The 14,220-nt window shown below is 41.0% G+C and carries 11 protein-coding genes; all 11 read right to left on the reverse strand.

The window, feature by feature from the left end:
* Nucleotides 1–4: 4 nt before the first annotated feature.
* The 11 genes from LT679_RS08015 to LT679_RS08065 all read right to left on the reverse strand — a co-directional run bounded on the left by LT679_RS08015 (nt 5) and on the right by LT679_RS08065 (nt 13,954).
* Complete coding sequence (locus LT679_RS08015; protein WP_232176939.1) at nt 5–1,396, reverse strand: hypothetical protein; 1,392 nt, start codon at nt 1,394–1,396, stop codon at nt 5–7.
* Between the two features lie 36 nt (nt 1,397–1,432).
* Nucleotides 1,433–2,152, reverse strand: coding sequence for an acylneuraminate cytidylyltransferase family protein (locus tag LT679_RS08020; protein ID WP_232176940.1), 720 nt, complete (start codon nt 2,150–2,152; stop codon nt 1,433–1,435).
* A 16-nt stretch (nt 2,153–2,168) separates the two neighbouring features.
* Nucleotides 2,169–3,242, reverse strand: coding sequence for an Ldh family oxidoreductase (locus LT679_RS08025; protein WP_232176941.1), 1,074 nt, complete (start codon nt 3,240–3,242; stop codon nt 2,169–2,171).
* Nucleotides 3,242–4,087, reverse strand: a complete 846-nt coding sequence (locus tag LT679_RS08030) for a hypothetical protein (protein WP_232176942.1) — start codon at nt 4,085–4,087, stop codon at nt 3,242–3,244. The genes LT679_RS08025 and LT679_RS08030 overlap by 1 nt, the downstream gene beginning before the upstream one ends.
* A 23-nt stretch (nt 4,088–4,110) precedes the next feature.
* A complete protein-coding gene (locus LT679_RS08035) occupies nt 4,111–5,346 on the reverse strand; it encodes an alcohol dehydrogenase catalytic domain-containing protein (RefSeq protein ID WP_232176943.1) in 1,236 nt (411 codons plus the stop codon).
* Nucleotides 5,347–5,418: 72 nt separating this feature from the next.
* On the reverse strand, nt 5,419–6,555 hold the full coding sequence (locus LT679_RS08040) for an acyltransferase family protein (RefSeq protein ID WP_232176944.1): 1,137 nt from the start codon (nt 6,553–6,555) through the stop codon (nt 5,419–5,421).
* A 22-nt stretch (nt 6,556–6,577) separates the two neighbouring features.
* Complete coding sequence (locus LT679_RS08045) at nt 6,578–8,377, reverse strand: ABC transporter ATP-binding protein (RefSeq protein ID WP_232176945.1); 1,800 nt, start codon at nt 8,375–8,377, stop codon at nt 6,578–6,580.
* Nucleotides 8,378–8,409: 32 nt separating this feature from the next.
* Nucleotides 8,410–8,934 (reverse strand): hypothetical protein, encoded by a 525-nt coding sequence (locus LT679_RS08050; RefSeq protein WP_232176946.1) that lies wholly within the window; start codon nt 8,932–8,934, stop codon nt 8,410–8,412.
* Nucleotides 8,935–9,148: 214 nt separating this feature from the next.
* The gene (locus tag LT679_RS08055; protein ID WP_232176947.1) at nt 9,149–11,554 is read right to left on the reverse strand and encodes a GumC family protein; all 2,406 of its coding nucleotides are present in this window, start codon (nt 11,552–11,554) and stop codon (nt 9,149–9,151) included.
* Between the two features lie 20 nt (nt 11,555–11,574).
* A complete protein-coding gene (locus LT679_RS08060; RefSeq protein ID WP_232176948.1) occupies nt 11,575–12,375 on the reverse strand; it encodes a polysaccharide biosynthesis/export family protein in 801 nt (266 codons plus the stop codon).
* Nucleotides 12,376–12,556: 181 nt separating this feature from the next.
* A complete protein-coding gene (locus LT679_RS08065) occupies nt 12,557–13,954 on the reverse strand; it encodes a UDP-glucose 6-dehydrogenase (RefSeq protein WP_232176949.1) in 1,398 nt (465 codons plus the stop codon).
* Nucleotides 13,955–14,220: the final 266 nt, after the last annotated feature.

The raw sequence follows: 14,220 nt of genomic DNA on the forward strand, positions 1-14,220 counted from the left end.
AATCTTACAAGATACTTTTAATTTTCACAGCTTGCTTTAGCAGCGTTTCAATACTATTTTTATATGTATGCTCTCGGCTTCCGAATTGATGTTCAAGCAATGCTTCTAACTTTTCAAGATTTTCGTTTTCGAGTACATAATCATTCTTTGTAATTTTATTTAAAAGCTCATTTTCATTATTAAACATATCATCAAGTCCTCCGTAATCAATAAAGTGCTCATCGTTATATCTAAAACACGCTTTACGTTTTAACAATGATGTAAAATATACCGTAGTTGAGTGGCATATACAAAAATCAGAACTTTGAATAAGACTTACCAACATTGATGAGTTTTGGTAAACCTCTATTAAATTGCTGCATTTATCAAATGCATAATGCTCTAGCTTATTGGTAGGATGCATTAGTACATTAAACATATACCCTGTTTGCTTAGCCACAGTTTGTGCAATACGCAACATATCCGCATTTGACTGTCTAAGTGTACTGCGTGAAAATAATATAACAAAACTATTTGTACGTCCCATTACACTATCATTGGCAGCAGTATAATAGTTACTTATTTGATATTCTTTTACTGAACTACCTGATAGCAATACATTTTTACGAGAATTTCCATTAGCGTTGAACACGCTTGCAACACTATCGCCCCATCCAAGCAAATAATCAGCAGGTGAATTAAGATAATTAATAGCCGATTGTGAGTATTGGTGATCTCTATGTCGAACATAAATTCCATGCTGCATTGTAGCAGTAAGTATTTTTTTTTGCTTTGCCGATTGAACAAAAATATTTCCATACTGCTTCATGTCTGAAAATACAATCAGCAAATTCAAATTCTCCAACAAATTAATCGAATCAATAAACCGACTTAAATCATAATAATAAAGGCATTTAGCAAGCAGCTTTATATTTTTTGCAACAGATTGCACCCTAAAAGACTGACGTATTGGAACAGCTGTCAGAGTTTTTATAATTAATGAAAACTTAGCTACTATAGCGCAAAAGGCAAATTTCCTTTTTACTTTGAAGTCTTTATCTATAGTAAATACTCTTATTGTATAATCATCTAATTGATTTAAAACGTTATCGCATTGCTTTAAATAATCCCCACGGTTATCATCATCCATTACAAAGCCTATAATTAGGTTGTTTGATTGCTTGCCTGTTCGTTCAGTGATCGATATAGGTATGTTTTGACTTTTATATAGTATATTTTTAAGTAGAGATTTAAATTCAGCCTTTAGCGAGAATTTTTTACCTTCTCCATCTATATGATGTAAATGAGATAGCTCATTTGCAATTATCCCACCATAATTATATCCACGGAAAGTAACGCGTTTCCATTTCTCCCAGTGGGGAAGAAACTTGTCTTTATATTCTTTTCCGATGATCATGGTTTGTATGGGTAGTTGCTTGCTGTATGTTGTCGTTTACGAATCCAGTATGTCCTTTTTAGCTTGATAAAGGGCGCGGGCCATTTCAAGGTCTACGGGCTCGTCTATGTCTATTGAGCGCCATTTTTCCATTTCTACGTAACCGCATTTTGGGCCGATACGGCCAATGGAAAACAATATATCACGCTTGGTGGCGTAGATGGCTTTATTTTCTGCCCATTGGTTCCATGATTCCTTTTGGCGAGGCATGCGTTTGTTAGGATCGTAATTGCGTGGCTCAACGGTTGTGCCTTCGTCGGTTACGCTCCACAAGTAACGGGTATCATAGTATAAGCTTAATGCCGAATCATATCCTTGATTTTTCACCAAATCAATAGCGGCATCAATGGCCGATACATTACGCAGCGGTGCTGTTGGATATAACAATACCACGATATCGACATGCTTATCCGGGTTAGCTTCTTCAAATTGCTCAACAGTCCACTTCAGCAGTAAATCAACTTCCTGCAATATCTGGTCGTGGGCATACATATCCGGACGGGTCATGGTATTGGCGCCCCACTTTTCAGCTACCTGGCGGATTTCCTCATCTTCGCTGTTAACAATATATTCGTCGATCAACGCGGCTTTCTTAGCTTGTGTAATGGTATGCGCAACAAGTGGCTTGCCACCTAAATCGATAATATTTTTACGCGGAACGCCTTTTGAACCTCCTCTTGCCGGTGTAATGGCCAGTACTATTGATTTCTTCTCCATGTCAAGAATGTGTATATCAGTTTAAAATTATCTCATGAATTCCGGTTACATTCAATTCATCAGCAACCGATTGTAACGATGCAAAAATTTCGGGCTCCAGAGGTATGCCTGATGCAGAACGTTCAGCGCTGATCAGTTTCTCCGGATCGCCGGGTGCCATGATAGCGCGACCATCAACAGATGGTAAAGCACGCAAACGTTCCATTTCTTCCTGTAATTCCTGCGCAAATGCATGTAACGGCCTGAAACGGTTGATATCAAAAACCAAATAAAACTGCCCAAGCAGCCTCTTGCCCGATATATCGGAGCCGTACATAGCACTAACCTGATCGCCGTTAGGCATGCCGCACAACACACCGCACAATATATCAACCAGCAAAGCAATGCCGAAACCCTTGTAATCACCAAACGGCACCAGCAATTCGGCGATTTTAGCATCGGTAGTAATGTTGCCATCTTTGTCAGCAGCTACGCCTTCAGGTAAAGCAAGCCCTAATTGACGGTACAGCTGTATTTTATTTCCGGTGATCTGCGTAGTTGCAGCATCGTAACACAGCGGCTCTTCGTTTTGCAACGGGAAGGCATAGCAAAATGGGTTAGTGCCCAAAAATGCTTTTTTTGATCCTGTAGGAATAAGTCGTGGAGTAGTGTTAGTTACTGCCAGGGCGAAAAATCCTTTCTTAGCCGCCTGGATAGTGTAGTACGCCAACATACCGCAGTGCGATGAATTGGTAACGGTTACCCCTGCCATACCCTGTACAGCGGCTATTTCCATAGCCTTGTCAATAGCTGTTTGTCCTGCCGGGAAACCCAGTGCATGGTCTGCATTAATGATTCCTGTTGCCGGTCCTGTTTGTTCAAACTCGAACTTCGGCGACGGTGTTAAGCGCCCTGCCTTTAAAGCCTTTACATAATGGGGCAATAAACGTATTCCATGCGAATCAACACCACGCAATGATGCCTGCACTAAACCCTCGGCAGCGGTGCGCGACGAAAGCTCATCAAAACCCGCAGCTAACAGCAGCTTTTGTGCAAAAGCTTCAAGAGCCGCGGCATTTACATTGATTGCTGATTCTGTTACGTTCTCCATTATGGTTTCGGATATGTTTTAAGGCCATTAACGGCCATAAATTCTTTAATAATTTCCTCGTTCTCTAAAAAGTAGTTAAGCCCTTTCCAGTTGTACTGGTTAATAACTGCGTTTGATTTACCGGTTTTAAATACTTCGGTATCTTCACAATTGGCGCCGCTACCATCAAGCCCGATATTGTCAATTACAGCTTCCTTAGGGTAAACTGCAAAGGTTGATGTGAGGTAGTGCAGCAAAATCCAGCTCACACTCCATATATCTACTTGGCCTTTCAAAAATTTTTCGGATTTCGAGAGGATGGCCATATCGCTTGAAAAATCCTCTATCAAAAAACCGATGGTATCAAATAATGAAACCACCTTAGCCAGGTCAACCTCATATTGCTGCCACCTGTCGGCCCAGGTTGCCCAGCCCCATGTTGAAAAGCGGTTGAGCAACAATAAATCGGCTTCCGGATCAAATATAAAGTTACAATTCGGAAACAGGTAGCCGCAAAGGCTGCGTATCTTCTTGTTCTCCTTAAGTTCGGTAAGGCCTTGCCTGAAAAATTCATAGCCTCCCGGTCTTAATACACAATCATCCTCAAGCAATATAGCGGCATCAGCTCCATCGGCAAATGCGTCGCTCATCGCTGTCCGTACACTTTTTGCCAAACCAAACTTTTCGGTACGCTGCGTAAGCGTAATGTTCAGTCCTTTAAAGTTGTGTACAATGTCAAGTATCTTTTTTTGGTTCTCGATCACTTCGGGTTTATCCGAGTAATCCAGGTAGGCTTTAACGTGTGGTATACCGTTGGCTGCCAATCCTTCAAGCGTACTTAACGTGTGCTCCGGACGATTGTACATCAGAAGTAACAAGTCAATCCTCATTACCCATTGAAGTTAGGATTCGGAATTATATAAGCATGACCAACCTGGTGCAACGGCTTTGGCGGGTTATGCATTTCATCAATATATTTTATTCCTTCTTCCAAACCTTGCAAACGTATTGCCGGCTCAATCAAATGTTCTTCTATAAACGCGCTTGCACCGGCTTTAATCAACTCAATAACCTCTTTACGGTTACGGATGTTACCCACCCCGCGAGACATCATAATGTTCAAGCCTGAAAACTGGATCAGATCTTTATTTAACAGGATGTAATGCGAACCGAAACCGAAAGGTATACAGTGCGTTGACGGGCTCAGGATGTTTTTGTTATCCCATATAGGCGCAGTATTGCCTGATGAGCTATCGAACAGTAAGTTACAGCCACGGCCACCAAAATGCGCTTTCATTTTTTTCGCAATGTCTTCAATGCTGCTGTTCAGTTCGTGCCTGAAACCAAGGCTTTGCTGCTTGTTATTCAGCTCTCCTACTATCTCTTCAGGTAGTACATAAGTTTCGATTGATTCCGGATCAATAGCTTTAATTACTGCCAAACGCTCCTCTGATGAATCAAGCACAAAAATTCTTGACTCCGGACAGGTGCGGTTGTGTATGTAAGCGGCAATCAAGCCTGAAAAACCCGACCCTACCAGTAATAACCTGCGCATACGTAATGAATCGGCATGGCGGGTAAGCGCGTTACGCACATCGGCAATCAAGAAGCCGAACATAAATGGCATTAATTGCTGTATGGTTGGGTTTTCGTGTTTACGATAGCATATTTCATAAGAATATTTAGGTAACACCACATACTTAGCGTATGAGCCATCGTAGCTGTGTTTACCATGGCCTATAATGGTGCTTTCACCATAATCGCACTCGGTATAACGGTGTAAAACGGTACAGGCGTAACAATCGTAATGCTCGCAAGGTACATGGCCAAAAACAGTTACATAATCACCTTCGGCTATTTCGCGCGCGTCAGCATTTGAGCGGATAACACGGCCAACACCGCCGTTACCAAAAACAAACTCATCATCAATCATAAACTCATCACGACGAGGGTGTATACCATCCGGGTGCGAGGCCAGCCAAAAGCTTCCGTGCATAGGTATGGCAAGCATTTCAACTAAAATTTCACCCTGCCTTAATTCCGGAACACTGGCTTCTTCCAACGTAGTTTTAAGCGTTTTTTGCTCTTTGTTTAACCAGCGTGTAGTGATCTGTAAGTTTCTCATCTGAATTTATTCAATTTGATTACAATTGTTTTATACTATTATTATCACCTCTCACTTATCTCCACTAATTTATTACCTGATTATAGGTGTGGCGGGCACCGCAGTACCCGGCTTCTCTTCTTTAAAATATTTATCGCGCAGCGTAAGGAACGGCTTTTCAACAAACCTGTACAGATAACTTGATATAATTAAGTTAAGCGCGAAAAACAGCACAAAGAATATGAGTGAATATATACCGCCTTTTAGCCCGAATTCTTCTTCAACCTTGTTGAGTACGTATACTACCGGAAAGTTTATTAGGTAGATTGAATATGACCATAGCGAAATTTTATATATAGCGGTATAAACAAAGTTTGAACTTTTTGTTTTTAAATTATTGCAAGCCGGTAAAAACAAGGCGAATGCAATGGTCATCACGGTAAGGAAGAATACCTGTATAACCGGGTTAACACCTTCCATAGCGTTATTATTTAAATAGAAAACAAACAGGCCGGCGGCTATAACCGCGCCTATGATGGCGCCCGGGCCAACCAGTTTCTCATAGGTTTTACGGTGATAAAATTTCAGGAAGGCAACAAAAACACCGGTCATCATGGCATCAAGCCTGCTGATTACGATCATCCTGGTTTGCCAGAAATAATAGTGTTTAACCGTTAAGCAGTAAAAGCGGAAACCAATTGGCACTATAATGAACAGCAGCGTTGCAGTTAAGAATGCATTACGTATGCTGAACTTAAATACGTATCTGAAGAAGAGCACAGCCAGCGGGTAGAACATATAAAACCACTCCTCGATACATAAACTCCATGATACGTTGAAGAATGATGGTTTAACCCAGGCAAAGTTTTGCAGAAACACGAAGTACCAGCTCAAATGCTGGATGCGTATATGCGGCGGCTTAAGTAAAAGCACGCAGGCAATGTTAATAAAAATGAAAAGATAATAGTTAGGCAGCGTACGCATCCACCGGCGTACCCAAAAGGTTTTGAGAGAACCACCTGTAGCTTCCTTTTCAAACGTTTTGATGAGTATACCGCCAATCAGGAAACCACTAAGTACAAAGAAAAGCTCCACACCCCAAAAGCCCAGCACAGTAATACTTTGCTGATCGGCAATGGGCAGGTAAAACCGAGCATGACTGAACAGCACAAACAGTATCGCTATGCAGCGCATCAGGTCCAGTCCAAAAATTCTTTCGTTCTTATTCATCTGCAAATATTATAACCGGGTCTTAAACTTCCTGCAACTCCACCATGCGCCTGAAACGTTCAGACGTTTCAACCATTTCGTCAAACGTGCCATTGGCGGCTACCTTGCCTTGTTCAAGCAAGTAAATAGTATCAGCATTTTTTATGGTTGATAAGCGGTGTGCTATAATGATCATGGTGTAAGTACCATGCAGTTTTTCAATATTGTCCTGTATCACGCGCTCTGTTTCAGAGTCGAGCGCTGAGGTAGCCTCATCCAATATCAGGATATCAGCATCCTTGTACAGCTCACGTGCAATGGATATACGCTGCTTTTGCCCGCCCGATACTAACGTACCATGGTCGCCCAACATCGTATTCTCTTTATCAGGCAAGCTATCAATAAACGCGGTTAACGAAGCAAGCTCAACCGCTTTATTAAAGCGCGCCAGGTTTTCAGGTGTACGTTCAGCCCAAAAGGTGATGTTATTATATATGTTATCGTTAAACACCACCGCTTCCTGCGATATATAACCTATACGGTTACGGAAGCTATTAAGGTTATACTGGTTAAGCACATCGCCGTCAACCAGTAGTTCGCCTGAATCAGGTTTTAATAAACCTACCAAAATATTGGCCAGCGTAGTTTTACCTGAACCACTTTCGCCTACAAAAGCAACAGTCTTGTTTTTTGGTATTGATATGTTTACGCGGTCCAGTATCTGCTTAACCTTATCGTATGAAAATGAGCTGTTTGATATTTGTATACCTTGCTCGAAACCTTTGTAAGCTTTATTTTCTTCATGCTCCTGCCCTTCTGCCATTTCGGTATAAAGCGTAGCAATTGAATCCATCGAACCGCTGTTCTGGATAAAGCTTTGCCAAAAATTTTGCACCAGTACCAATGACATAAGCGCTCTGTAAAAAAGCAGCAAACTTAACAGGATGGTACTTAACATGGTGCCCATATAGCTTACCTGCAGGTATATTACCCCGGCCACAATTATAATAATAACCGGCTCCTTAACACTATTAGTAATAGCGGCGTTGTAACCCATCTTTTTGTTAAACTCTTCCGAATCGCGTATAACGCCCTTGATGTGATCAGAAAACCGTGCGAAATAGTTGGTTGATTTAAGGTATTTAAAGTAATAGATAGATTGCGTAATCAGCTTGTTGAACTGGTTACCCGTTTTTGAGATGCTTAATGACGCGCTTTTGGTTGAGCGATAAATCCGTCTGTACAATAAGCTTGATATACCCGCGCCTACGCCCACAATCAGCGCGAACTGGTAGTTGGCCAAAAACGCAAGCACAACATAGGTTAACAACATCACCGCTGCTTGGATGGCGTTGAAATAAAACTTAACCGTTTGGTTAAGCCTGCCCACCTCACCGGTTAAAGTGTTTTGGATACGGCCGGTATCTAATTTTAAAAAGTTACGATAGGTTAAACCTTGCAACTGCGCAAGCAATGCAAAGCGTATACGGCGCATAAAGTAGAACCACAGCTGAACCTGCCCGTTTTGCTGAAAAAACTTAAGTCCGCCTTTAACAGCGAACAGCAATACCAGCACAACAAGTATAGAATTAAGATTGATCTGGAAACCGAGTGAGGTAATAGCATCTGTTAAAAAGTGCAGTTTACCCATTGATTTGCCTGACGATTTCATTTCGCCGGTATCACTCACTGATTGCAGCAGGGGCATAAACATAGCCAGGCCCATACCGTCCAGAAAGCTTACCATAATGCCTAAACCGGTATTTAAAAGCAACCTGTTGCCTATAACATTATAGTAAAATTGAAAATAGCCTATAAAGTTGTTTTTAAAATTCAGTTTCATTTATCAATCGGATATTCTTGGTATCTGTTTTATTACCGCTCCCATATCAATAGCGCTTCGTTAGTGGAAATGTAACTATCCACTTCGTCAGCTTCCATTATCAATAATCTAATTTTGCGCTTTATAACTTTCTCTGCCTTTTCAACCAACTTAGCTGCGTAAGCCCGGTTTAACTCGGCACCTACCAGCAACAGGTCTATCACTTTACTATCCCTGCCGCGAGCAAAATCGCCGGTAATGTAAGCTGATTGCAGATCGCCTATGCGGCGCAATACTTTTTCAATTATTTCATCAATGCCAACAAACTTGAATATTATGTTATTCAGTTCGTTAAAAAAGGGGTGAGAGCGGTTTGCCTGATATAATTTTTTATTTCCAGAAGCTGAAGATACCAACAGGCCGGCATCTTCAAACCGGTTTAGCTCTAAACGTATAGCATTACTTGATTCACCGAACTCTGACTCCAGGCTACGCAAATAGGCCCTGGTATCGCTATTGAGGAAAAACTTCAAAAGCAATTTAATTCGTGTTTTCGATGTAATCAGCGTTTCGAGCATATAATTAAAGCGTGCTACGTAGATGTTTTAACGCACTTTATTTAACATCGTAAATGAGTAATATAACTACTCATTTATTATCTTGATACAAATTAAGGCAAAAAAAATGACTAAATGCAAAAAATAGTTTATATTTTTTGCATTTAGTCATCAAAACAACGTTTTTATTAATAAAATGCATATTTAATGCTATGCATTTGTTAATTATCGCAATTTAAAAGCGGCTCAAAAATTTTGCTAATTTTTTCTTGAATGACATATTAGTACGGTTGCTATCATCTGAGTAGTAGCCATATCCGTAACCATAGCCATAACCATAACCGTAGCCATAACCATAACCATAGCCATAACTACCTGATGATTGAATAGCGTTCATCACGATACCTAACTTTGGCAGTTTACGCTCTTCGTACAGCTGGTTCAGCATTTGAACCTGGTTCTTTTGCGTGTAACCATGCCTTACAATGTACAAACTCAAATCGGCAAGACGGGCAAGTATTAATGTATCGGTAACCAAACCCACCGGAGGCGAGTCAATAATAACCTCATCAAAATTTTGCTTTAAATAAGCGATCAGTTCGTCCATTGCCTGTTGCTCAAGTAACTCAGCCGGGTTTGGCGGAATCGGCCCCGAACTGATAATGTACAGGTTAGGATGAACCTCACTTTGTTTAACAATTTCTTCTTTAGTGGCTTTACCGATCAGGTAGTTGCTTATACCAAAAGAGTTATCGATACCTAAACTGGTTGAAATTTTCGGCTTACGTAAGTCAAGCTCTAATACAACTGTTTTACGGTTGGATATTGCGAAAGCTGCACCCAGGTTAAGCGCCACGAAGCTTTTACCCTCGCCGGACATGCTGGATGTAAACAACGTAACGTGCGACTCCTGCTTGGCGCCGAACACAAACTGCAGGTTTGTACGGAAGGCCCTGAACTGCTCGGCAATTGCCTTACGGCTTTTAGGCTTAACCACTACCGGCTCAAAACCATCACTAAACATGATTTGGCCAAGTATAGGTGCTTTGGTTTTATCCATTACATCTTGTTGGCTGGCTATCTTATTGTTAAGCTGATCTTTAATATACACGTAACCTGTTGACACTACTAAACCTAACACCAAAGCCAATGTGTAAACAATTTGCGCTTTGGGTTTTATAGGTGAATCGTTAACATACGGTTCATCAATAACACGGCTATCAGCAATGGTTGCTGCGTACGATAAGGCAGCTTCTTCACGCTTCTGCAACAGGTAGGTCACCAGGTTATCCTTAATGGTTTGCTGGCGCTGCAAGTCAATAAACTGGCGTTCCTGTTTAGGTATCTGGCGAATAGCACCTTCCATACGGCTGGTAGTTGAAGTAAGATCGCGCTTGGTAAGCAGTAATGAATTTTTCATTACCTGCACACTCTCGCTTATCGCCCGTTTTGAGGCTTCTATCTGTACCTGCAGCGGCTCTAATAATGGGTTATTAGCCGTACCATTTGCCAAAATGCTGCTTCTTTTAGCTTCCAGATCAGTTAAGTTTGAAATCAAGCCTAACAATACGGGGTCGTTAAGGCCAAGCGTAGTAGGCACTGAAGAGGCTTGGTCAGCATTTGCAACGTATTTCTCGATACCCTCTATAACGCTTAACTGAATATTAACCTCATTCAATTTAGCATCAACGGTTTGAATATTCTTCAATACCATATCAGCCTCTGATGATATATTGGTTAAACCCTTGCTGCTTTTAAATTCCTCTACCCTGCGCTCAGCTATGTTAAGCTCACTGCCTAATGAATCTAAACGATCCTGAACAAATTTAAGCGTGCTTTCAGTAACCAGGTTTTTATCTTCAACCGCGGCCTTGTTGTACTCAAAAATCAACCTGTTTAAAATGTCAGTACCTCTTTTCGGTATAACATCCTCCAGTGTAATTTGCAATACAGTTACGTTTTTACTTGGCAGGGTAATTAGTAAGCTACCTAATAAACGATTGGCAATAAGATAGGGCTTAGCAATCTTGATCTTGATCTCATGGCCTTTGAATGCCTGAGCATCCTTGGTGTTATCAATTTTCCACGAGCCGAAAAACTTATGATATATTTTGCCGAATTCACCGTTAAACTTTTCGCCCTCTTTGTTCTGAACCACAAATTTATTGCCACCCAGGTAAGTGAACATCAGTTCGTAGGCACGCGAATTAGGATTAAACTCAATGGCATACATTTCAATTGGCCCGTTTTTGTATAATGGCCTTTCAATAATGTCATTAGTTGAATAATATTCAATACCCAGGTTAAGGTTGGTAACAACCTTTTCCATCAGGGCTTTTGATTTTAATATCTCAATCTCGTTTTCAACCACCTTATTGTTCGAGAACAGATCAATTTCGCTCAAAGCCATCTGGGGTGCTGAACCACCATTTTTTGAGTCGTTCTTGATCAGTAAAGAGGTTTGCATTTGATACACCGGTGGGGTGTAGCGCATGTAAAAAAAAGCGGCACAAATAGCAATAACCGCTGCAACAAGGTACAACGGCCAGTGGTATAGATATCTGAATAATATTTGCTTAAAATCAACCGATTCTTCGTCAGTATTTTGCACGTTTTGGGCAGTTACTGTTCCGTCTTGCATAGTTAGTGATGGTGGCTTAATTACCTAAACCGGTAAATTAATAATGATATGGTTGTTAATAGACTTACTATCAGCGTAGTGTTTTGATATAAGTTTTCGTTTCGTTCCAAACGCTTAATGTTTGGCTCAACGTATATCACGTCGTTATTATTCAAGTAAAAATATGGCGATTCAAATACCTTTTTGGAACGCAGGTCCAAACGGGCAAACTGCATCTGATCGCCGTTTTGCCTGATCACCAACACATTTTCACGGCGAGCTGTAACACGTAAATCGCCCGCAAGCGCTATGGCTTCAAGCACGCTTACCCGCTCATTCGTGATCTGAAAGGTACCGGCCCTGGTAACATCACCGGTAACGGATATCTTAAAGCTAAGCATACGTACCGTTACAGTAGGATTTTTAACGTATCGTGCTGCCAAAGCGGTTACAGTATCCTTAACCTGGGTAGTGGTTAGTCCTTTTACTTTAATTTTTCCAAGGGTTGGCAGTTCAACTTCGCCCAACTCGTTTACGAGGAAACCGCCGTATTGTAAGGTATTGGCGTTATTATTATTATTGCTACCACCGCCCATGCGAGATTCGGTCATGTTATCGCCGAACAACGCGTTGCTTTCAGTGCTTAACGAGGTAACTTTGATACTCAATACATCATTAGGCTGTACTATTTGCGGCCGGTATTGCTCTAAAGCTATTTTTACCTGGGTTGTATCCAGATCCTGAAAATAAGGGACATTTTTATAAGATACGCAGGATGTGAAGCTATAGCTAAGCAACAGAAATGCAATGATTACCCTGCACTCGCGAAAAATTCTATACATAAATTAAAATGATCATTTTACAATACTAACACTTTTTTTCCATAGCAAAAACCACCACACCTATACGCTTATAGTCAAATTATTATAAGCCAGTAAAAAAGCCTTTAAACAAGCTTTTTACCGGCAAAATCAGACTGGAGTTAGTTTGATACAAAAATTTATCGCGGCAATAAGCCGTTGCTTATTTACCGATAGTATATACTTTAAAACCAATATCGGTTAAGGCGGCAGAATCAACTATGCTGCGGCCGTCAAACAAAAATGCAGGCTTTTTCATATTGTCAAAAATGCGCTGCCAATCGTATGTTTTAAATTCGTCCCACTCGGTAAGGATAGCAATAGCATGCGCATCTTTACAAGCTTCGTAAGGGTCGGTATAATTAGTAACCAGTTGCTTGTTTTTGTCAGCGCTACGGGTACCTAAATAATCCAGGTCAAAAAACACCTGAGATTCCGGTACTTTAGGATCATAAACCGCAATGCCTGCTTCTTCATTCAGTAAAGCGTCAGCTACATAAATAGCGGCAGATTCACGGGTGTCGTTAGTGTCTTTTTTAAATGCCCAACCCAGGAAAGCGATCTTTTTGCCAGATACCGTATTGTAAAGCGTTTTTACGATGTTGTTAGCAAAACGGCTTTTCTGATGATCGTTCATAATGATCACCTGCTCCCAGTAATCAGCAACTTCTTTCAAACCATATGAGCGGGCAATATATACAAGGTTCAAAATATCCTTTTGAAAACATGAACCACCAAAGCCTACTGAAGCTTTAAGGAACTTAGGGCCAATACGGCTATCCGTACCGATTGAACGGGCTACCTCAGTTACATCAGCACCGGTACGCTCGCAAAGTTCAGACAGTGCATTAATTGATGATACACGCTGTGCCAGGAAAGCGTTAGCGGTAAGCTTTGACAGCTCAGAAGACCAAAGGTTAGTGGTCAAGATACGTTCGCGTGGCACCCAGTTGGCGTAAACCTCAACAAGTGCGTTAAGCGCTTCCTGCCCCTCGGGTGTGGTGTCGCCACCAATCAATACGCGGTCAGGCGCATGTAAATCCTCAACAGCTGTACCCTCGGCCAAAAATTCCGGGTTTGACAGTATCTGGTAGTTCACACCGTTACCGGTGTTTTGTAAAATATTTTTAACAGCCTCTGCGGTACGAACCGGCAGGGTTGATTTTTCAACAACAATTTTATCGTCCTTAGCCACACGAGCAATCTGGCGTGCGCATAGCTCGATGTACTTTAAGTCAGCAGCCATACCTTTACCGGTACCATAGGTTTTAGTAGGCGTGTTTACTGATATAAATATCATTTCGGCCTCATCAATAGCCTTATCCACTTCGGTTGAAAAGAACAAGTTACGGCCACGCGCTTCTGCAACTACTTCTGACAGGCCGGGCTCATAAACAGGTATATTTTCTGTATTTGGATCATTCCAGGCGGCAATGCGGGCTTCGTTCAGATCGACTACGGTAACTTTTATGTGCGGACATTTTTGCGCGATTACTGCCATTGTAGGCCCACCAACATATCCTGCTCCAATACAGCAAATTTTAGTGATTTTCTTGTTCATATATAGATTGAAGTGAGTTATAAAGCTTGGGTTTATTACTATATAGAAAAATAATTATTATGAATTTATTAAACTACTATAACAACCACAGTATTACCGTGCTAAGATAGATATTAAATTAAATTTTCTTACTAAAATAGAAAAAAAATGAAAAGAAATTTATTTTTAACAGCCTTTTATTATCAAAATTGCAAACTATCACTAAGCCTGATATTTTGAGGTATAATACGTTAAATACCGTAGATTGTTTGGCAGCCGGCTGAATA

It is taken from the genome of Mucilaginibacter roseus (assembly GCF_021215455.1).
Classification (GTDB): Bacteria; Bacteroidota; Bacteroidia; order Sphingobacteriales; family Sphingobacteriaceae; genus Mucilaginibacter; species Mucilaginibacter roseus.

Coding starts and splice junctions, on each gene's coding strand:
- LT679_RS08050 (WP_232176946.1), bottom strand. CDS start 8,934: ATGCTCGAAACGCTGATTACATCGAAAACACGAATTAAATTGCTTTTG.
- LT679_RS08030 (WP_232176942.1), bottom strand. CDS start 4,087: ATGTACAATCGTCCGGAGCACACGTTAAGTACGCTTGAAGGATTGGCA.
- LT679_RS08065 (WP_232176949.1), bottom strand. CDS start 13,954: ATGAACAAGAAAATCACTAAAATTTGCTGTATTGGAGCAGGATATGTT.
- LT679_RS08040 (WP_232176944.1), bottom strand. CDS start 6,555: ATGAATAAGAACGAAAGAATTTTTGGACTGGACCTGATGCGCTGCATA.
- LT679_RS08020 (WP_232176940.1), bottom strand. CDS start 2,152: ATGGAGAAGAAATCAATAGTACTGGCCATTACACCGGCAAGAGGAGGT.
- LT679_RS08060 (WP_232176948.1), bottom strand. CDS start 12,375: ATGTATAGAATTTTTCGCGAGTGCAGGGTAATCATTGCATTTCTGTTG.
- LT679_RS08015 (WP_232176939.1), bottom strand. CDS start 1,396: ATGATCATCGGAAAAGAATATAAAGACAAGTTTCTTCCCCACTGGGAG.
- LT679_RS08035 (WP_232176943.1), bottom strand. CDS start 5,346: ATGAGAAACTTACAGATCACTACACGCTGGTTAAACAAAGAGCAAAAA.
- LT679_RS08025 (WP_232176941.1), bottom strand. CDS start 3,242: ATGGAGAACGTAACAGAATCAGCAATCAATGTAAATGCCGCGGCTCTT.
- LT679_RS08045 (WP_232176945.1), bottom strand. CDS start 8,377: ATGAAACTGAATTTTAAAAACAACTTTATAGGCTATTTTCAATTTTAC.
- LT679_RS08055 (WP_232176947.1), bottom strand. CDS start 11,554: ATGCAAGACGGAACAGTAACTGCCCAAAACGTGCAAAATACTGACGAA.